Source organism: Roseofilum sp. SBFL, from assembly GCF_017746885.1.
In the GTDB taxonomy this organism is placed as follows: Bacteria; Cyanobacteriota; Cyanobacteriia; order Cyanobacteriales; family Desertifilaceae; genus Roseofilum.
The window spans coordinates 13,838-33,846 of the sequence record NZ_JAGHZH010000013.1; the positions used below are offsets into that span (position 1 = coordinate 13,838).

The 20,009-nt window shown below is 45.7% G+C and carries 20 protein-coding genes; 12 read left to right on the top strand and 8 right to left on the bottom strand.

Going from position 1 to position 20,009, the window contains the following annotated elements; genetic code table 11:
* Nucleotides 1-27 precede the first annotated feature (27 nt).
* Both J7545_RS00940 and J7545_RS00945 read left to right on the top strand, forming a co-directional pair.
* A complete protein-coding gene (locus tag J7545_RS00940) occupies nucleotides 28-261 on the top strand; it encodes a hypothetical protein (RefSeq protein ID WP_283766353.1) in 234 nt (77 codons plus the stop codon).
* A gap of 31 nt (nucleotides 262-292) precedes the next feature.
* On the top strand, nucleotides 293-913 hold the full coding sequence (locus J7545_RS00945) for a VWA domain-containing protein (RefSeq protein ID WP_318719001.1): 621 nt from the start codon (nucleotides 293-295) through the stop codon (nucleotides 911-913).
* A gap of 17 nt (nucleotides 914-930) precedes the next feature.
* Here J7545_RS00945 and J7545_RS00950 read toward each other — a convergent pair whose 3' ends face one another.
* The 4 genes from J7545_RS00950 to J7545_RS00965 form a co-directional block, all read right to left on the bottom strand.
* Nucleotides 931-1,728 carry a hypothetical protein gene (locus tag J7545_RS00950; RefSeq protein ID WP_318719002.1) on the bottom strand — a complete coding sequence of 266 codons (798 nt, stop codon included), beginning with the start codon at nucleotides 1,726-1,728 and terminating at the stop codon, nucleotides 931-933.
* 19 nt (nucleotides 1,729-1,747) lie between these two features.
* On the bottom strand, nucleotides 1,748-2,608 hold the full coding sequence (locus J7545_RS00955; RefSeq protein WP_413039276.1) for an Rpn family recombination-promoting nuclease/putative transposase: 861 nt from the start codon (nucleotides 2,606-2,608) through the stop codon (nucleotides 1,748-1,750).
* Between the two features lie 56 nt (nucleotides 2,609-2,664).
* Nucleotides 2,665-2,937: a DUF4351 domain-containing protein gene (locus tag J7545_RS00960; protein ID WP_318719004.1), complete on the bottom strand. Its 273-nt coding sequence runs from the start codon at nucleotides 2,935-2,937 to the stop codon at nucleotides 2,665-2,667.
* Between the two features lie 130 nt (nucleotides 2,938-3,067).
* Entirely contained in the window at nucleotides 3,068-5,113 is a 2,046-nt protein-coding gene (locus tag J7545_RS00965; RefSeq protein WP_318719005.1) for an elongation factor G, read from the bottom strand.
* A 478-nt stretch (nucleotides 5,114-5,591) separates the two neighbouring features.
* Here J7545_RS00965 and map point away from each other — a divergent pair, with 478 nt between their 5' ends.
* From map to J7545_RS01000, 7 genes are all read left to right on the top strand, one after another.
* Nucleotides 5,592-6,380 carry a type I methionyl aminopeptidase gene (map, locus tag J7545_RS00970; protein ID WP_318698835.1) on the top strand — a complete coding sequence of 263 codons (789 nt, stop codon included), beginning with the start codon at nucleotides 5,592-5,594 and terminating at the stop codon, nucleotides 6,378-6,380.
* A gap of 179 nt (nucleotides 6,381-6,559) precedes the next feature.
* The gene (locus J7545_RS00975) at nucleotides 6,560-7,117 is read left to right on the top strand and encodes a transcriptional repressor (protein ID WP_318698837.1); all 558 of its coding nucleotides are present in this window, start codon (nucleotides 6,560-6,562) and stop codon (nucleotides 7,115-7,117) included.
* Between the two features lie 11 nt (nucleotides 7,118-7,128).
* Nucleotides 7,129-7,524, top strand: coding sequence for a DUF309 domain-containing protein (locus tag J7545_RS00980; protein WP_318698838.1), 396 nt, complete (start codon nucleotides 7,129-7,131; stop codon nucleotides 7,522-7,524).
* A gap of 428 nt (nucleotides 7,525-7,952) precedes the next feature.
* Nucleotides 7,953-9,032 (top strand): chlorophyll a/b binding light-harvesting protein, encoded by a 1,080-nt coding sequence (locus J7545_RS00985; protein WP_318698839.1) that lies wholly within the window; start codon nucleotides 7,953-7,955, stop codon nucleotides 9,030-9,032.
* A gap of 14 nt (nucleotides 9,033-9,046) precedes the next feature.
* Nucleotides 9,047-10,078, top strand: a complete 1,032-nt coding sequence (locus tag J7545_RS00990; protein ID WP_318719006.1) for a chlorophyll a/b binding light-harvesting protein — start codon at nucleotides 9,047-9,049, stop codon at nucleotides 10,076-10,078.
* Between the two features lie 2 nt (nucleotides 10,079-10,080).
* Nucleotides 10,081-11,628, top strand: coding sequence for a chlorophyll a/b binding light-harvesting protein (locus tag J7545_RS00995; protein WP_318698842.1), 1,548 nt, complete (start codon nucleotides 10,081-10,083; stop codon nucleotides 11,626-11,628).
* Nucleotides 11,629-11,698: 70 nt separating this feature from the next.
* Nucleotides 11,699-12,412, top strand: coding sequence for a phycobilisome rod-core linker polypeptide (locus tag J7545_RS01000; RefSeq protein WP_318698843.1), 714 nt, complete (start codon nucleotides 11,699-11,701; stop codon nucleotides 12,410-12,412).
* Between the two features lie 80 nt (nucleotides 12,413-12,492).
* Here J7545_RS01000 and J7545_RS01005 read toward each other — a convergent pair whose 3' ends face one another.
* The 3 genes from J7545_RS01005 to J7545_RS01015 all read right to left on the bottom strand — a co-directional run bounded on the left by J7545_RS01005 (nucleotide 12,493) and on the right by J7545_RS01015 (nucleotide 15,533).
* Entirely contained in the window at nucleotides 12,493-12,795 is a 303-nt protein-coding gene (locus J7545_RS01005) for a hypothetical protein (protein WP_318719007.1), read from the bottom strand.
* A gap of 194 nt (nucleotides 12,796-12,989) precedes the next feature.
* Nucleotides 12,990-14,210 (bottom strand): geranylgeranyl reductase, encoded by a 1,221-nt coding sequence (gene chlP / locus J7545_RS01010; RefSeq protein ID WP_318698844.1) that lies wholly within the window; start codon nucleotides 14,208-14,210, stop codon nucleotides 12,990-12,992.
* 351 nt (nucleotides 14,211-14,561) lie between these two features.
* Nucleotides 14,562-15,533 (bottom strand): protochlorophyllide reductase, encoded by a 972-nt coding sequence (locus J7545_RS01015; protein ID WP_318698845.1) that lies wholly within the window; start codon nucleotides 15,531-15,533, stop codon nucleotides 14,562-14,564.
* A 348-nt stretch (nucleotides 15,534-15,881) separates the two neighbouring features.
* On the opposite strand from J7545_RS01015, the gene J7545_RS01020 reads away from it, so the two are divergent.
* The 3 genes from J7545_RS01020 to J7545_RS01030 are packed head-to-tail and all read left to right on the top strand — an operon-like array spanning nucleotide 15,882 to nucleotide 18,158.
* The gene (locus tag J7545_RS01020; protein WP_318698846.1) at nucleotides 15,882-16,160 is read left to right on the top strand and encodes a DUF1830 domain-containing protein; all 279 of its coding nucleotides are present in this window, start codon (nucleotides 15,882-15,884) and stop codon (nucleotides 16,158-16,160) included.
* Between the two features lie 58 nt (nucleotides 16,161-16,218).
* Complete coding sequence (locus tag J7545_RS01025) at nucleotides 16,219-17,130, top strand: ATP adenylyltransferase family protein (protein ID WP_318698847.1); 912 nt, start codon at nucleotides 16,219-16,221, stop codon at nucleotides 17,128-17,130.
* A gap of 17 nt (nucleotides 17,131-17,147) precedes the next feature.
* Nucleotides 17,148-18,158 carry an Rpn family recombination-promoting nuclease/putative transposase gene (locus J7545_RS01030; protein ID WP_318698848.1) on the top strand — a complete coding sequence of 337 codons (1,011 nt, stop codon included), beginning with the start codon at nucleotides 17,148-17,150 and terminating at the stop codon, nucleotides 18,156-18,158.
* Between the two features lies 1 nt (nucleotide 18,159).
* Here the strand turns inward: J7545_RS01030 and J7545_RS01035 are convergent, their stop codons facing one another.
* Nucleotides 18,160-19,662, bottom strand: coding sequence for a DEAD/DEAH box helicase (locus tag J7545_RS01035; protein WP_318698849.1), 1,503 nt, complete (start codon nucleotides 19,660-19,662; stop codon nucleotides 18,160-18,162).
* Nucleotides 19,663-20,009 lie beyond the last annotated feature (347 nt).

Below are 20,009 nucleotides of genomic sequence, written 5' to 3' on the forward strand. Positions count from 1 at the left end.
AAAAAAACGTAAATTAAGGTGATAGCTATGAGTTTAGACATGGATTTTATTGAAATGAGTTTAGGTGAACAAAACAAAATGAACATGGCTCTTGAAGAAGGACTAGAGGAATTAATAGATGCAGCAATCATTCATTGTGTAATAAAAGGTATTGATTGGCTAGTTGACAATACTGGAATCGATCCTGATATAGGAAATTTTATCAAAAAAAGTACAAGCTTTCTTGGTCGTTTGGCTAAAGAGATTTTCTGTGCTGTTTAAAAAATACTGTTGATTTAGTTCGGGAGAGTTTATGTCTATTGATTTAGAAAATCGTAGCTACACTCTGATTATCGATAAGAGTGGTACTATGGCAAAAAAAGATTGTGAAGCTGGTAAAAGTCGTTGGGAAGTCATGCAAGAAACAACCTTAGCTATAGCCAGCAAGTGTGAACAATTGAATTCGGATGGTGTTACTATATATACCTTCTCATCTAAATTTAGGCGTTATGACCATGTAACCTCTGAAAAAGTAGAAGAAATCTTCAGGGAAAATGAGCCTGTTGGTAGAACCGAAATGGCTCAGGTGCTACAAGATGCTCTAAATAACTATTTTCAACGTAAAGAACAAGGTCAAGCAAAGTTGGGTGGTGAAACATTTCTTGTCGTTACTGATGGGCAACCCGATCATCCGAAAGCAGTTATTGATGCTATTATCACTGCGACCCAGAAAATTGAGAGAGATGATGAATTAGCATTGTCGTTTATCCAAATTGGACATGATGCTGAAGCCACAACATTCTTGAAAACGTTGGATGATGACCTGCAAAGTGCAGGAGCAAGATTTGATATTGTGGACACGATTACAATTAATGAGATCGAAGAAGAAGGAATTGCTCTCAAAGAAGTTTTAATTAGAGCGATGACTAATTAGTACGTTGTTATCTAGTTTTATTCTTGAGTCAAAAGCTCTAGGAATTCTCGCACAACCCGATCGCCATCTTCGTTGCATTGGTTATAGTCGCAGCAATGGATCAGGGAGATGCCATGGGGTTCAAATGGGTTGTCTGTCTCTCCCGTTTTTGCTATCCGATCGGGAGAGACGACTTCCAGAATGCCCCATTTGCCTTGGTGGAACACAAGGAAGTGCGCGTCTTTGTTTTCTCTCCCGTCTGATGTGGTGAGGCGTGCTTTGGCATTGGGGAAGAAGAGAACATTGGCGCGATCTAGGGCTTCGGCTATTTTGAGTTGAGCTTCGCAATCAAAATGCCAACCGTTCCAGAGATATTTGGGAGCTTCTGGATAAGAGTTGGTTTCAGGTGGATTTTCTGGCAGTAGTTCTGATTCTAAAGTTTTAGCGTGTAAGACAGCTTCACTGCTGAGGTTAGCTAAATTTAAGGTAGCTCCACTGAGATTTGCGCCATTGAGGTTAACTTCGATTTCCTGGGTGCGATGCAAAATGATGGAATTTCGGCGCAAGTATCGCTTAAAGACTGCCTGTAGGTTACCTTTCTTCACCTTTTCGTCGAGAACCCCTGAGAGTTGTTTCCAGAGTTTAGCGGCGACGGATTTGATATACTCATCATCGTAATTGGAAGCTTCAGCGATTTGCGGATAGGAACATCTTCCTTGCCAACATTGCCGAAAGATGAACTGCTGGACATCGTTGAGTCCTTCTCCATCTAGAAGAGTTTCGGCGATAATGCTACGCATCGCTAACGCGATCGCCAGCGCTTCGTCAACAGTCATCAGTTCCACTTCCTCAACATTAAGATAGTCGCTCCCCAAGCCAAGACACCAAATCCTCAACTCCCGTAAAATCGAGCAGCGCTTCCCCCAAATCTTCCAGAGTGTCCACTGACAAAGACTGAATCTGGACTTCTAGTTCTGGAGCAAGTTCCCCCACTCGTCGTGTTAATTGGCGCATGACAAAAGAGACCGCTTCTCTTTTCTGTCCTTGCTGAATTCCTTGCTGAATTCCTTCTAGAAGACCTTCTTCATGAATTTCCTGATAAATCACGGACTCGCGCATCGTCTCTTTCCTCAATAATTGTCTAATTAACTTTTTGTCAAATCTCAAACCTGCCAGCACTTGACTACAAGCGAGGACATCTGCTTGTTGTTTAGTCTCCTCGATTGTAGCAACCTGATTAGCCACTTGCTGTAGTAACTGGCGTGGTTCGTTGGTTTTCGATAAGGTAGCTAAGGGCAGTAAACCGGTGGAAGAGAGGAGAAAATTGGGGTCTTGTTCCCAGAGTCTAATCACTTGGTAGGGATGTCGAGTTGCTCCGTCCTCATACTTGGAGAGCAAAACTTGTTCTGACACTATTTCTCTCAAGAAAATTACCACTTGATGCACGGAGCCACCATATTGCCGTTTGAGTCTCACATAGTAGTCAAGCATCCGGAAGGGTAGGGGAGGTTCGGAGTAGGGACGGGTTTCAAACTCGATGTGCAGAATTTGATTACCCGCTTTTAAGAACGTCAGGGAGTCTGCACGGATGGGTTCTTGTATCAGTTCGGTTTTGAGGACTTCAACGGGGGTGGGTGGCCCTAGGGGAAGCAACCATTGGATGAAGGACTCTGGAAATTTTTCGGCAAGGTATTTGCAAGCGTTGTCGTAGGCCAAGGCATTCAGGGTAATCGGAAGGGTATTGTCTATGTTAGGGGAAATTTGGGCGATCGCTACCCAGCATGATCGCCCAACCAAGACACTAAATCCTCAACGCCAGTAAAATCTAGCAGCGCTTCCCCCAAATCTTCCAACGTTTCCACAGACAAAGACTGAATCTGCGCTTCCAATTCCGGAGAGAGTTCCCCCACTCGTCGCGTCAAGAGACGAGTAACTAAAGAAATTTCCCGTTGTAAACCTCGCTGAATGCCTTGCTGAATGCCTCGCTGAATGCCTTCGAGCAGACCTTCTTCGTGAATTTCCTGATAAATCACTGACTCGCGCATCGTCTCTTTCCTCAATATTCGAGATGGAGAATTGTCCAACTGCCGCAAACTCGCCACTCGCCATCTTGTTCCTCACCTTAAGAGGGTGGGCACTGCCCACCCTAACAATTGCCTGACTTCTGCAAGCCATCTATTCACCCGTGGTTGCTAAAACGCGATCGGCAATTTTATCCGGGACTTCTTGTAAGTGATCGTACTTCCAATCAAAGAAACCGACCCCCATGGTCAAAGAGCGCAACTCAATAATAAAGTTTTGCATTTCAGCTTGGGGAAGATACGCAGAAGTTTGATCCCATCCTTTCCAAGAGTCGAAGGGTTCATAACCGAGAATTTGACCGCGACGACCACTGAGCAGTTGCAAGACTTTGGAGGTAAATTCCGTGGGTGCAGAAATGGTAATAGCGGCGATCGGTTCGAGTAAGGTGGGTTTACCTTGACTCATCCCTGTGTTCATCGCTAACCGAGCCGCTTGTTTAAACGCTTGTTCGGAACTGTCTACACTATGGTAACTCCCATTGGTGAGAGTAACCCCCACATCAACCACAGGGAAGCCTAGAGGCCCTTGGCTCAGATATTCCCGTACTCCGGTTTCTACACCAGGAATATATTGTTTAGGCACGACTCCACCAACGATGGTGTCATTAAAGGCAAAGCCTTCTCCCCTCTCCAAGGGGCGGATATTTAAGTAGACATCGCCAAATTGACCGTGACCGCCACTTTGATGTTTATAGCGTCCGTGAACGCTCTCAACTGTTTTACGGATGGTTTCTTTGTAGGCAACCCTGGGTAAATGGGTGGCCATGGGGATGTTGTATTTACGGTTGAGTCGCTCTAGGCTGACTTTGAGATGAATTTCCCCTTGTCCCCAGAGGATAACTTCATGGGTGTCTCCGTGTTGTTCCCAATAGAGGGAAGTGTCTTCTTCTAGGAGTTTGTTGAGAGCCGGGGTAAGTTTGACTTCGTCTTTGCGGTTTTGGGGGGCGATCGCCATGGCATAAACCGGTTGGACTCTATCCGCTTTGGGTAGTCCTTCGACCTTTTTCGTTGGCGATAGGGTATCTCCTGTGTACACCCCATCCATCCGTGCTAGGGCTACAATTTCTCCAATTCCGGCTTTGGAGACTGAGTTTTGTTGTTGTCCGAATAGGCGATAAATTCCACCAGGGCGGACTCCATTGAGGACTAGACCTTCCGTAATTTCTCCTTGCCAAACGCGGATCAGAGACATTTTTCCGCCTTGGGGAGTGTAAAAGGTTTTTAAGACCTGGGCAATGGGGGTATCGCTGTCTAGATCGACTCCACGCCGCTTTGAAGTGACATCTGGGGAGGGCGCTTCTCGTTTCAGAGCATCCAGGAGCGGACGCACACCATAGCCTTCGGAAGCCACACCGAGGAATACGGGCACGATTAAATCGGCTCCTAATTCCATTTTCAGGTCTTTGACGATTTCTTCCTGGGAAGGCTCGATGTCTTCGAGCAGTTCTTCGAGCAGGCGATCGTCAAAGTCAGCTAAGGTTTCGAGCATCTGGGTTCTCGCCTGAGTTTCAGCATCTTTGAGGGACTCTGGAAGGGGAACCGGATCGGCAGGGGCATCGGGGTGGTAGTGGTAGGCTTGTTCGCTGACTAGGTCGATATAACCGATGATTTTGTCTTGAGCGGCGATCGGGAATTGATGGGGAATGATCGGGCGTGAAGATACAGATTGTAGAGCGGTAAGCAGAGCGGAAAAACTGGTTAGGCAGCGTTCTTCGTCAGTGCAGACGCGATCCATTTTATTGATGAAGACGAGATGGGGAATTTCCCAGTCGTCTAGGAATTTGAACAGAGGAGCCAGGGTGAGGATGCGATCGGGTTCGGGTTCGCAGACAATAATGGCTGCACCTACGCCCACAAGAGCGTTGTAGGTTTCTTGGGCAAATTCGATGGAACCGGGACAGTCGAGGAATGTGAAATGAATGTCTTGATAGTCTGTGGAGGCAACATTAATTTCAACACTCATTTGTTGCGATCGCGCTTCGGGCGATCCATCTCCAATACTGGTTCCGTCCTTTGTCGAGCCTTTGCGCGATAGTGCGCCGCTGACATATTCTAAACTTTCGAGCAGCGTGGTTTTACCACTCATGTAAGGGCCAACAATGGCCACATTACGGCTGCTCAATACTCCTGTTTCTTTCATAATATTCTCCTCAATTCTTAAGGTAAAGGAGGGTATGATGGGCATTTTTTATCCTTTATTGCAGGTATGCACCATCACTTCGTTATTTTTTGAGGTTACCTCTTCTGCATCAAGATTGAACAACTCGCAATCTCTTTTAAAGCAATTGGGGTACTTTTTTGAACTAAAGTGAATGAGTATTAGTTTTGATGAATTTTTGTCAACTTTCTTGTCGTGCTTCACCCTACGGAGATTAGTGGATATCTCCCCATCCCCGTATCCTGACAAGTGAATGATTTTCATGATTGTGCATCCATAGACCCTCAGAGCGCCCTAAATTTTATAGAGTCATCTCATTCTCCGTGTCCCCGTGTCCCCGTTTCTCCGTGTCTTCCTGACTCGAATCTTAAAATCATTCCCTTGAAAGATCCCCGTATCCCCCTATCCCCCGATTCCCCTATCATGGGTAAAGAGTGATCACCTTTGAGATATTAGAAACATGGGAAGCGAAACGATCGTATTATTATCGCGGCGTGAAATCGACAAAATGCGGAAAGCAGGAATCTTAGCCAGTCAGTTACTGGATCACTTAGCACCCATGGTGCAACCGGGAGTCAGTACCTTAGAGTTAAATGATGAAGCCGAGCGCTGGACTCGTGAAAATGGAGCCATTAGTGCGCCCTTGGGATATAACGGATTCCCCAAATCCATTTGTACCAGTGTAAATGAGGTGATTTGTCACGGTATCCCCAATGCTAAACAAAAACTCAAGGATGGCGACATTATCAATATCGATGTGACTCCGATTCTCGATGGCTATTATGGCGATACATCGCGGACATTTTTTGTGGGAACACCCTCTCCAGTTGCCAAAAAGTTAGTAGAAGTGACCTATGAATGTATGATGCGCGGGATTGCGGCGGTCAAACCAGGGGGGAGAATTGGAGATATTGGCGCAGCGATTCAAGAGTATGCAGAAGCCCATGGGTTTTCTGTCGTGCGCGATTTTGTCGGTCATGGGATTAATCGTGAATTTCATACGGCTCCCCAGGTTCCCCATTATGGGGTAAAGGGCAAGGGCAAACGCTTGCGTAAAGGTATGGTATTTACGATTGAGCCGATGATTAATGAAGGAACTTATGAAGCGCAGGTTTTAGATGATAATTGGACAGCCATCACGAAAGATGGCAAGCTCTCTGCCCAGTTTGAACATACGATCGCCGTTACCGACAGTGGAGTAGAAATCCTTACTTTACCGGAATCTAAAGACGAGTATAAAAGTGCTTAGGACGCTGGAGTAATCCCCATCTGTTCAGTCTGGGGATTCTTTGAGTCCGGTCATGGAGAATGTAGCGGAAACAGTCGAGTTGGGTACATTGCGAGTTATTCTCAATAAGCTTGTTTTTTTGCAAATCAGTAATTCTCGCCTTATAATTATGAATAACATCACTGTTATTGAGAATTTTTATGTCTCTCTATACTCCCACTTCCCTCAAAGCCGAACTCAATTCCAAAGGTTGGCGCTTAACTCCACAACGGGAAACGATTTTGCATGTTTTTCAGAATCTTCCTAGGGGAAACCATCTGAGCGCCGAAGAACTCCACGATCTCCTCAAACAGAGGGGTGAGAGGATTAGCCTATCGACTATTTACCGCACGGTGAAACTGATGGCTAGAATGGGGATTATTCGTGAACTAGAACTTGCTGAAGGTCACAAACATTACGAGTTAAATCATCCCTATCCCCATCACCATCATCACATTGTCTGCGTTCAGTGCAACCAAACCCTAGAATTTAAGAATGATACGATTCTCAAGCAAAGCTTAAAACAAGCCTCGAAAACCGGTGTACAGATGATTGATTGTCAACTCACCATTCATGCCATCTGTCCAGAAGCAATCCGTAAAGGCTGGCCAGCCATGTTACCCAGTAGTTGGTCTTGTTCGAGGGCGATCGCCTCTAGTAATAATAGTTTAGAAGAGAGCCTAGAACAGTTGCATCAAGACGATCGAGAGTCTGAGTAAAACCAAATCTCATGTGTAATCAACTGCCCCCCGAATTTTGGCACGGCATTCAACAATTTAATCAACAAGAGTTTTATGCTTGTCACGATACCCTAGAAGCCATTTGGCTAGAAGCCTCTGAACCCGAACGCACGCTCTATCAAGGGATTTTGCAAATTGCTGTCGGTATTTATCATCTCAGTCATCAAAATTTGCGGGGGGCGATGATTTTACTTGGTGAAGGTATTAGCCGCTTAAGTCGCTATCAACCAGAATACGCCGGATTAGATATTCACCAACTGCTCCTGCAAAGCAAAACGTTACTCACTCAACTACAAGAAGACAGTCTTAATCAGACGGATCAGCTAGATATTACTCAGTATTTTCAACTATTTCCCAAAATCGAGTTCAGCGATCGCACTTCTTAAACTTGACCCAGAAACCATCATTCCCCCTTTTTTGTGGAAAGTGACAGAAGAGGGGGAATCCTGTCCTACTGACTTGCAACAAATCTCAAATACTGCGAGATACTAAATAGCTATTCTCTAAATTAAAGTTATTATGAGTCTATTTAATTAAGAAATACTCTTAATTAAGATTTGCTTGCCCTCTCAGCCCTTGAAATCTCGTAACGATCGATCGCACTGTAAACCCTATAAAATGGACTATTTAGCGATTTTTTCCAGAGAATGTAACGATATGTGAATTTTATTCCAGAAAATTGCCTCTATCCCTATAATTCAATTTAGTGAAAATTATTCTCATCTGAGTAATTCTCTTTCCCTTAGTATTCTTGCATGAATAGAGGGTATCGAGTTCTCATTTGCGCTGTTGTTTGGATACTTGAGGAATGCAAATGGCCGTATCAATCTTCTGGAAGCCAGCCTTCCAAGCCTTGGGCTGGTCTCCAGGCGACAATCCTCAATCTGGGGCCCCCTTACTCGAAGGCAATGCTCGATTTATCGACTTTTCCGGGCGATTATTAGGAGCGCATGTTGCCCATGCGGGTCTAATCGTTCTCTGGGCAGGAGCAATGACTCTGTTTGAGCTGTCCCAGTTTGATCCCTCGCAACCGATGTTCGAGCAAAACCTGATCTTGCTGCCTCATCTAGCCACCCTCGGTTGGGGGATAGGAGATGGAGGACAAATCGTGGATCTCTATCCCTACTACCTGATTGGGATGCTGCACCTGATTAGCTCTGCTGTCCTGGGAGCGGGTGGAATTTACCACGCCGTTCTCGGGCCGGACACTTTGGATATCAAAGGATTTGGCTATGACTGGAAAGATGGCAACAAAATGACCACGATTCTCGGCATTCATCTCCTATTACTAGGAATGGGAGCGGCACTACTGGTGATGAAAGCCACTCGCTTTGGGGGCATCTACGATCCCCTAATTGAGCAAGTCCGCTTGGTGCAACCCAATCTCGATCCTGGACAAATCTTTGGTTATCTCGTGGGGATTAGTCCCGATGGCTGGACGATGACCGGAATGGCCAGCGTGAATAGCTTGGAAGATGTGATCGGAGGTCATGTCTGGGTCAGCATACTCTGCATTAGTGGGGGGATTTTTCACCTGGTTTCTAAACCCCTCGATTGGGCCAAGCAAAGGCTGGTGTGGTCAGCAGAAGCCTATTTATCTTACAGCTTAGGAGCGTTGGCGATCGCCGGTTTCAGCGTCGCTTGCTTTGTCACCGTCAACGACATTGCCTATCCCAGTGCCTTTTACGGCCCCGTTGGTGAATCCGGAATCCGAGCCGTCCTCTCAAGCGTCCATGCCGCCCTTGGATTTATCGCCCTGGTTGGTCATATCTGGCACGCCTATCGGGCCCGCATAGCAGAAAAAGGAGTACGGTTTAACACGTTCTTTGACTTCGTAGCCAAAGATGTCACCTTAATCGTACCTACAGGCTTACAAATACAACAATCTGAATAAGAGGAGTGTATCTTATGGCAGTTGCCACTGACACCATGCAAGCCATTCCCTGGCGAGCCGGGAATGCTCGTCTGGTCAACCTTTCTGGAAAACTATTGGGCGCTCATGTGGCCCACGCTGGACTGATTGTACTCTGGGCAGGGTCAATTACCCTCTTTGAAGTATCTGGGTATAAACCCGATCAATCTCTGTACGAACAAGGATTGATTGTTCTGCCCAACCTAGCGCGATTGGGTTGGGGAGTCGGAGAAGGAGGTCAAATCATTGATACCTATCCCTACTTCGTCATCGGGGTTTTGCATCTCATCAGCTCTGCGTTCCTGGGAGCTGGCGGAATATTCCACGCCCTCAAAGGGCCGAACACTCTGGAACAAAACTTTCCCTTCTTCGGCTATCGCTGGGATGATGCCAACAAAATGACTACGATTCTTGGTATTCATCTGGTCTTACTCGGTATAGGCGCGTTTCTCCTTGTGGCCAAAGCCATAATTTTAGGAGGAATTTATGACCCTGTAGTACAAAATGTGCGCGTCGTCAGCAATCCTACCTTAGACCCCTCCGTGATTTTTGGTTATTTCTTTGGCACTCAAGGAAAATACTGGCTAGCCAGTGTGGACAACCTAGAAGATGTCATCGGTGGACATATTTGGATCGGTGCAATCTGCATTTTTGGTGGAATTTGGCACATCCAAACAACTCCCTTCTCTTGGGCCAAAAACCTCTTTGTTTGGTCAGGTGAGGGCTATCTTTCGTATAGCATCGGTGCGGTTAGCCTAATGGCCTTTATCGCCACCTTGTTTGTCTCTGTTAACTCCACGGTATTTCCCACAGAATTTTACGGCCCTACCTTATCGTTAACGTTCGATCGCTTCCCGGTCTTTACCAGCACGGATGGTGCATTAACGGTACGGGTTTGGCTCGCCAACGCTCACTTTTGGCTGGGCTTCTTCTTTCTACAAGGCCATCTCTTCCATGCCTTGCGAGCAGCAGGATACAGCTTTGTTGAAGGCCGTGTCATTACATCGACACGAGGGCAGGTAAGTTAATTATGACGAGTGCTAACTTAACTTCTGTAGCGTTTCCAGGAAGTTCTCCGGAAACCGACTACGTTAAAGATTCTGTTAATCCCTATTCCTGGTGGGCGGGTAACTTCCGCTTTGTCAATCTGTCGGGTAAGTTGCTGGGCGCTCATATTGCCCATGCAGGATTAATTGTCCTCTGGGCTGGGGCAATGACGTTGTTTGAACTCTCACGCCTCAATCCTGACTTGCCCATTTATAACCAAGGTCTGATCTTGCTGCCTCATCTGGCAACATTAGGGATTGGAGTGGGAGCTGAAGGACAAATTATTGATACCTTTCCCTATTTTTCCATTGGTGTGGTTCATTTAATCAGTTCTGCCATTCTGGGAGCTGGGGGAATCTATCATGCAGTCCTTGGGCCGGAAACCCTTGATGCAAAAGGGTTTGGCTATGACTGGGAAAATGGGGGCAAAATGACCAGTATTCTCGGCATTCACTTGGTGTTGCTGGGAATGGGGGCGCTGTTGCTGGTACTCAAGGCGACTGTAGTAGGAGGATTATACGATCCGGCGATCGCCGATGTTCGCTTGGTCACCGATCCCACACTCAACCCCCTAACCATTTTTGGCTATGTGGTGGGCATTACCCCCGATGGCTGGACACTGCAAGGTATGGCCGCAGTAAACACCCTAGAAGATGTGGTGGGCGGTCATGTTTGGATTGGTATCCTCTGTATTTTTGGTGGAATTTGGCATATTTATACCCAGCCCACTACTTGGGCTAAAGGGCTGTTTGTCTGGTCGGGTGAGGCTTATTTGTCTTACTCTCAAGCGGCTCTAGCTTACATGGGTTACTTCGCTGCCTACTTGGTTTGGGTGAATGAGACGGTCTATCCTTCCGTATTCTACGGGCCTGCTGAAACCTTAACGGTCGATGGCACCATCACTGTGCGAACTTGGTTAATGTTGTTTCATATCATTTTTGCCAGTCTGCTCTTAGCCGGTCATTTTTGGCATGCACTGAGGGCACGGGCGATCGCGGCTGGGTTTGTTTTCAGTAACATGAAGTTCAATCCAGAAGCCTTATTTGGGGATACTCAATTTAATCAGCCCCTATTTTCAGGGATCGTACAACCCTACGCAAACGACTTCCAACAAGGTAATCTCGCTACTCCCCTAAACAGCAGTCAGCTTAGTCTAACTTGGGTGAAAAATCTCCCCATTTATCGGAAAGGATTATCTCCCATTGCCCGAGGATTAGAAATTGGCATGGCCCACGGTTATTTACTTCTGGGCCCATTCCTGAAACTCGGGCCCTTGCGCGATACAGATTCCGCTCTTTTAGCTGGATTTGGCAGTGCCTCCGGTTTAGTACTGATTCTCAGTATTTGTCTGTTCTTATATGGATCGGCAATCTTCCAACCCGGACAAAAACCACGAGGAGTTCTACCGGACAACATCAAAGGCTACAAAGATTGGAGTTTATTCACTTCCGGCTTTCTAGTTGGGGGTTTGGGTGGCGTAATTTTTGCCAGTTTTATTTTGCTCGAAATCAGTCGAGCAGGACTGACCTAATTGCCAAAAATCCCCCTTCTTCAGGGGGATCGGTATCTCTTTTTGACAACTCAACGGACAAAAGTGTGACATGAACCTTCCCCTTTTAACTTATCCACTGTCGAGCCAAAATCAGCGAGTCAAAAACTATGAAATTCCTGGGGATGAACAACCGAGGATTTACAGCGCTGAAAACTTGCCCAAAGGAACAGAAATCGATGAAATTATTTGGGCCGGTTATCGACAGGTGTTTAATGAACAACAAATGATCGCGTTTAATCGCCAACCTGCTCTAGAATCACAATTCCGTCACGGCGAAATTACCGTGCGCGGCTTTATGCGCGGTTTGGCTCTGTCGGATTCGTTTCGGCGCTTGAATTACGACACCAATAATAATTATCGGTTTGTCGAAATGTGCATTCAACGCTTTTTAGGACGTGAAGTGTATAATCCCCAAGAAAAGCTGGCTTGGTCAATTGTTTTAGCCACCAAAGGGTTGCGCGGATTTATCGATCAGTTGCTTGATACTGAAGAATATGAAGAAAACTTCGGAGATGATATTGTCCCGTATCAACGGCGGCGGATTTTGCCCCAGCGATCGCAAGGTGACCTTCCGTTTGCACGAATGGCCCGTTATGATACCTATTATCTGAAACAACTGCGAAGGTTGGGATTATTGCGAACTTTTGGCAATGGAGTCCAAGATCGCAGTGCCGCAGTTTACCGTCGGGTGTTATTGATTGTTCCTGCCCTTGCTGTAGTAATATTGATTACAACCCTGATCTTTATCGCTGCTCCTCAATAGGATCTGAGTTCTCCAGTTGTTTTATATAGATGGTTAATTGGGAAACCTTGAAAATTCAGGGTTTCCCTTCTTTCGATTCACTAACTCTTACAACCCTTGGTGCAACAAGATTTTCGGTACGATAGGTGTTCAAAGTCCCGACAGTCAACGGCCTCTTCTGTTAATGCTTTAGACGGGTGAACGGTGCATTTGAGATAATGACAGCCTGTAAAATAAACACAATAATTGCAAGGCACAGAATGCAGCCGTTTCATCTGAGGGATGGCTTTTCGGAAGGCTGCAACCACTGCGGAGCAGAATCCAATAAATAAGGCTGACAAAGCTAGAGGACATACTGATTCTATGGCGATCGATAAGGTCTGTGCCAGAGTCGTTTGGAGCATCTATCTATTTCCTCAATCTGTAATCAATTTCGTTGTTCACCCTCATCTGTGTCGTGAGGTTTAACAAGATCATTATTGCAAATTATTCTAAATAAGTCCAGAGCAATGACCATTAAAAATCCCCCCTCTGTATGGGAGGGAGGATCGTATCGATGTTGATTCGTATTAGCGATACGTACAGTAAGTTACAGCACCTAAGGGGCTAAGGCATGACCCCGGAGCAAGCTACCAATGGTTTTCGCAGTAATCTTCATTTGGATCAAGGGATTCGCGGGAACCACAGTTTTGTACAAGTAGCTGTCAAAGGTCAGTCGTTGTACGTCTTTGTCAGAACACATTTCTACAAAGGCTTCCCGGGTAGCATCGGTACGATAGAAAACCTGTTGCAGGATATCCAGTACCTTGTAGGTCAGGCCATATTTCTTATCCCAGCGTTTGATGTAAATCTTGAGATCGTCTTCCGTGGGAATGCGTTGACCGTTGTTAGAAAATTCGACGATCGCCTCGGCACACATGCGACCAGACTTAGCAGCAAAGTAGATGCCTTCTCCAGAAGACTTGGTTACGGTTCCTGCTGCATCACCCACGAGGGCAACCCGACCGCGTACTCGATGGGGACGGGGATGTTCGGGGATGGGGTGAGCTTCCACTTTGATAATTTCTCCACCAACCAAGCGCTTGGCTGCACGAGCGCGAATTCCGGCTTGCAGTTGTTTAATTTTGGCTTGGTTAACTTTCATGGTTCCCGTTCCGACAGCCACATGGTCGTATTTGGGGAATACCCAAGCGTAGAAGTCTGGCGATACATCGTCTCCGACATACATTTCTGCCAAGTCTTCATAATAGTTCATGAGATGATCGGGAATACGGATACGCTCTTGGAAGGCGATCGCGTAGTTATAGTCTCCTGCTTTGATAGCTTTAGCGACTTTGGAGTTCGCCCCATCTGCACCGACGACGACATCAACCTGGAGAGTTTTCGCCACTCCAACCGTGCCTCCCTGAGAATGGTCGCTATAGTGCAGGGTATAGGGATCTGTGCTATTGGTGGGAATTTCCAGTCTTTGGACAGTTCCGTTAATTAAAGTAGCGCCAAGTTCGGCTGCGCGATCGCGCATGAAGCCATCTAGCACTTCTCGGCGACACATGCCAATATATTCGTCGTCCCGCTCTATATTAATATCGACTTCTCTGTTAGACGGTGAGATCATTTTCATCTTTCTCACGCGCCGGTCAATAATCTGAGGGGGTAAGTCAAATTCACTTACCATACAGAGGGGAATGGCTCCACCGCAGGGTTTCGCGTTGTCTAGCTTACGCTCAAACAGATAAGTTTCAATCCCTGCCTTTGCTAGGGTCTCAGCAGTGCTTGAACCTGCTGGCCCCGATCCTACTACAGCAACCCTTATACCCAAAGGTTTTCTCCACAATCGTTACACAACACGGATCGAATCCTACCATTTCCTGGGGATTTTCTGGGCCAGTTGGGGAGTAATGTAACTAAACTGCAACAGAGTTTAACACAATGATACGAAACAGGTGAGGACACTGATGGTTAACATAAATCCATCGCTACATTAGCGCTTTGTACTGTCATCGATCCTTGAAAGAGAAGTTGCTAAAGGCGTTCTATAGCGTTTTTAAATGAAAAGCAGACAGGGTATAGGGGCGAACAGCCGTTTGCCCCTCTTGATACGATTGGTTTGGTGAATCGACAAGATATTGCCCTCTCTTGTGAGAGAGGCACTTTCCCTCCTCAATTCTGATTAAGACAATCCCACTAACGTTTCACTCAAGTCCCATAAACGTTTTGCCTTTTCCATATCACTTCCTTCGGCTGAAAGTTCTTGCGCGAACGCTTGGCGACCTTCTTTTTGCCGGTTTCCCCAACTCCAATGAACTCCAGATTGTTGATATTCTGGCTCTGCCATTACGTCGGCAACCCGTTCTCCAGCTAATTCTTGGGAAACATAGCCACCCGTAATATTCTTTTGAAATAGGGGGAAAATTGTACGGAATAGGGGATAATGATTGCGGAATAGAGGCGTATCCGCTACACATCCGGGATAGAGCGAATTGAACACAATTTGAGTCGATTCATAATAGCGGCGATGGAGTTCGCGGGTAATAAGCATATTACAAAGTTTACTATCTTTGTAGGCTTTACCTGACTTAAATTTCTTACCATCAATCATGGAAATTGGGGCTTTAAATCCTTGTTCTAATCCTTTCATATCTCCTAAATCGGGAGGGGCAGGAATGGGAATTTTACCTCCTAACTCTTTCGTATTTGCCGTCACTGTGCCCAGGATAATCAGGCGACGGTTGGAGAATTTAGACTGAATCAGATCGTCTAAGAGTAGGTTGCATAGAAGAAAATGACCCAGGTGGTTCGTCGCGACACTAACCTCATAACCATCTACCGATCGCTGGGGTTCTTTCAGCAACGGTAGATATACTGCCGCATTGCACAATAGTACATCTAGAGGCCGTTTACTTTCATGGAAGGTATTAACAAAGTTACGCACACTCTGTAAATCTGCTAGATCTAAAGGCATAACTGTATACGCATCCTTGGGAATCTCCAATTCCCTAGCCGCCGCTTCAGCCTTCTCTAGGTTACGGCAAGCCATGATAACATGCCAGTTATCCCGTTTAGCCATAGCCTTAGTTGCGTATAAGCCGACTCCAGAGGATGCGCCTGTGATGATTGCAGTTAAGTTACGTTTTTGTCCCATATGGTTAATTAAACTCGATTGACCCAAGTTATGTAAGATTTGGTCTAGATTTATTTAGCATATGGGGAAAAGGGGGCGATCGCAACCGCTCAAACGGGCAATTGGCAATTTCTCATCCTAGATTTTAGGATCAACATTTAAGCACGATCTTTTCCTAGAATATTTACTTTCCAGACAAAAATCACCTGAATTCGCATGTTGGTTATGTATTTTTTCCATGATCGACCTAAAGATAAAAAAATAGGTATGATAGTATTGGGTTATGTTTTTTTGGGATATAGCCCTGCTCTGATCCCGTTCTCAGAGATGCAGACCATTTAGTTAAAAGTCAATTAATCTCCTCTTAACATGAGCCAAATTCTTGATGCCTTATCTCAACTCCAGTCTCAGCGTTTAGTCTGTAGCTATAAAAACGGAACTGAATCGATTCAGATTGCCCGAATTACCAATATTCCCAACTGGTATTTTGAACGGGTGGTATTCCCCCAAGAATACCTATTATTTGAAGCTCCCCCTTCTGCACATCTGGAAATTTATCAAGGGCATGAGCCAGAAAATGTCAAGTTAGTGACTGAGATATTATGCGATCGCCTCTGCATCAGCGAACCTGAAGCTCTGGCCGTTTAAATCTACCCCTGAAAGCCCTATCATAAGGCTGAAGAAACTAAGGGCCCCCAATTTACGGATGCAAACGAATTCCCCATTATTCACCCCTGGCACATTAAGTGACCGAATTCGCCAACAAACTCAGTATGCTTTAAGTTGCGGGGCCCTACATCCCATTCTCACTGACTACGAAATCATCGAAGATCGGGGTATTCCCTTTCTTGTCAGAATTATTTCTAACCTAGCCCGCAAAGAAGCCCAAAAACGCAAGCAACAAGTCTCTTCAGAGTCTAGCAAACCAGTTAATCCATTTTTGCCCTGCGATCGCGACCTCTTCGTTACCAATATCTCCCCCACCCACCACTGTCTGCTCAACAAATACAACGTCGTAGATCGCCATATCCTGATTGTCACCCGTGACTTTGAACCCCAGGACAATTGGCTTACCCTTGCCGATTTTCAAGCTTTGTGGTTCGCCCTAGCGGAAATTGACGGTCTCGGATTCTACAATGGTGGAACCGATGCGGGGGCAAGTCAACCCCACAAACACCTACAACTCGTTCCCCTTCCCCTGATTCCCCAAGGCATTGCCATTCCCATCGAGATGGTATTCGACTCCAAATCACCTCAGAGTAGTCCCTATCAAAGCCATCAACTGCCCTTTCCCCATGCGATTCGCTTTTTTGACCCTCAGATAATTAACAGTCCAGAAAACGCCGCTCAGGTGAGCCTTAACTGCTACTATCAGCTCCTGCGGCATGTGGGACGCTTAGAACAAGACAACCCAGGCATTCAACAAACCGGAGCCTATAATTTACTTATGACCCGCCGCTGGATGATGGTCATTCCCCGCTCCCAGGACTCTTGGCACTCTATTTCTGTCAATTCCCTAGGATTTGCTGGAGCTTTATTAGTCCGAGATGCTCAACAATTGGCACAATTAAAAGAAGTAGGATTAATAAATCTACTCCAGCAAGTTTCAGGATTCTAAAGTTAGAGGATAAAATCATGGAATTTATCAGTCCCAAAACCGATTTCGCCTTTAAGCGTATTTTTGGCTCCCAACAAAGTAAAGATATCCTGATTAGCTTCTTAAACGCTCTTATCTATGAAGGTCGCTCAGAAATTACTGACCTAGACATTATCGATCCTTCTAATCAAAGTGACATTAGAATCATCAAAGACAGCTATCTTGATGTCAAAGCCATCTTAAACAACGGCACCACGGTCCTGATCGAAATGCAATTATATAATACCCCTGCATTTAAAAAGCGAGTCTTATATAACTGTGCTAAAACCTATGGTAATCAACTCAGTGTTGCCCAAAGTTATACCCGACTGCAACCGGTAATTTCCCTAACGATTGTCGATTTTCCTCTGTTTCCAAAGGTTGACCCCATTATCACTCACTTTTGTTTAAAGGAAAAAAAATTATCATTTGACTATCCGGGCGAACAGATCGAACTGATATTTGTAGAGTTACAAAAATTTAATAAATCCCTGGACGAATTGGATACCTTGACCGACAAATGGATTTATTTTATGAAAGAAGCACCTAATTTACAGATGATTCCCAGTCGTCTAGAAGAAGTGCCAGAAATTGGCAAAGCTCTAGAAATTGCTAATCGAGCTAATTTAAGTCCAAAGGAAGCAGAAGAGTTACACCAAAATGAAATCTGGCTGCTAGACCAGCAAGGTTACGCGGTGCAAGCGAGAATAGATGGACTTGCACAGGGACGTGAAGAAGGACTTGCACAGGGACGTGAAGAAGGACGTGAAGAAGGACGTGAAGAAGGACGTGAAGAAGGACGCGCAGAGGGAGAATTTTTGGGACAACTTAAATTAATATTGCGGTTACTTGAACAGCGTTTTGGAGAGCTGGAACAGAGTCTCAAAAAACAGATAGAAGAGTTATCTTCATCTGATTTAGAGTTACTCAGCGTTGCTATTTTTCAATTAGCTGCTCTGGAAGATTTATCCCATTGGTTAGCCGATCATTCTAATCGCAATCAGGCATAATTTAGAGATCGTCTTTGCCTTTGTTCTTTTCTATATCTGTGGAATAGGATGAAGAGTGTTCGGCTGCTCGCTGGGTTTGAGTCTCTCCTTGACCATAAATCAAACGTAAGGGAGTGAGGGAAGTAGATTCTTGTTTGGGTTCTCCTCGGCGACGTTCTGAGGTGCGCTCTTCTGCTGTGTTTTCAGCGATCACTTCATAGAGAATAGCCTGTTTATTTTTTTGAGAACCTTTACGCAAAACTCGCCCTAACCGTTGAATATATTCGCGCTTGGATGCAGTTCCGGATAAAATAATAGCAATGCGAGCATCGGGAACATCAACACCTTCGTTTAAAACGTGGGAAGCGACTAAAGTTTGATATTCTCCTTGACGGAAGCGGGTAAGCATATCATGGCGTTCTTTGACGGGGGTTTGGTGGGTAATAGCGGGAATAAGGAGAGTTTGGGAAATTTGATAAACAGTGGCATTATCAGCGGTAAAAATGAGGATTTTTTCGGGATAATGTTGACTGAGGAGGTCTTGAAGAACGCGGAGTTTACTATCAGTTGACAGGGCGATCGCCTTGGCCTCACGATGTGCTAACATCGCCCTACGGCCTTCTGGAGACCTGCAACTGGCGCGGACAAAGAGTTGCCAGCCTTTCACGGAACCCAGGAAAATGTTAGACGATCGCAGAAATTGATTCCTCTCTTCAATTAATACTTCATATCGCTGCTTTTCCTGTTGGGACAATTTCACCTTAATTTGCACCACCTCATGGTGGGCTAAAGCCTTACCCGATAACTCTTGCACCGTTTTCTGATACACCGTTTCCCCCAACAAGAAGGCTAAATCTTGATGTCGTCCGTCCGCTCGCTCTAACGTCGCAGTTAAGCCTAACCGATAGGGAGCGATCGCATATTCAGCAATCACGCGACTAAACTCAGTCGGTAAATGATGACACTCATCGCAGATGAGCAACCCATAGCGAGACCCCAACGCCTCCGCATGAATCGCCGCACTATCATAGGTTGCCACAAGGACAGGAGAGCGATCGCGCGATCCACCCCCCAATAACCCCACCTCCACATCTGGAAAAGCTGCCTTCAGATGGGCATACCATTGATGCATTAAATCTAACGTTGGAACAACAATCAATGTCGTTCGGGGCGTAATCTGCATGGCTAATTGAGCCAAATAGGTCTTTCCCGCAGCCGTCGGCAGAACCACCACCCCCTGACGTTGGGCATCCCGCCACGCTTGCAGAGCCTCCACCTGGTGGGGATAGGGAGTCATTTCTAAGGCAGGAATTAACTCTATGGGGTAAAATTCTTTTGCGCGATCGTCAAATACGGCCTTTTCCTCCCACAACGTTTCTATTAACCGGCGATAATGAATCCCCAAAATACGAAATTTTTCTACTCGATCGTCCCAAGTGGCATAATCAACCCAAGTTTTTCCCCTCGGTGGGGGATGCAAAATCAGCGTACCGCGATCGTAAGTTAATTTGGGGATACGAGTCATAGACCTTCATCGATTCAACCTTGACCATCCTGACTCATTATTGGTGTTAAAACAACGATAACTGTTGATCTGGATACAAAGCCAACCTAATAGTCACTTTTACATCGGATGCTACGGATTATTGTGGATTTACTCCTTCCAATGTTGCTCTTCTTTAGCTGAAGAATTAATGGAGTGCAAACCTCATAAGGGGTTGTTTTTTCAGAAAGGGCTATAGGCTCTATTCCTTATACAATCTGCTTTTTAGCCTTATTATCACCCCTTGATGAAAAATTCATATTTGGCCAAAAGTTGAAATAGATGATTAATTTCCCTCATTACAGCCCGCGATCGCCAACGAAAGAATG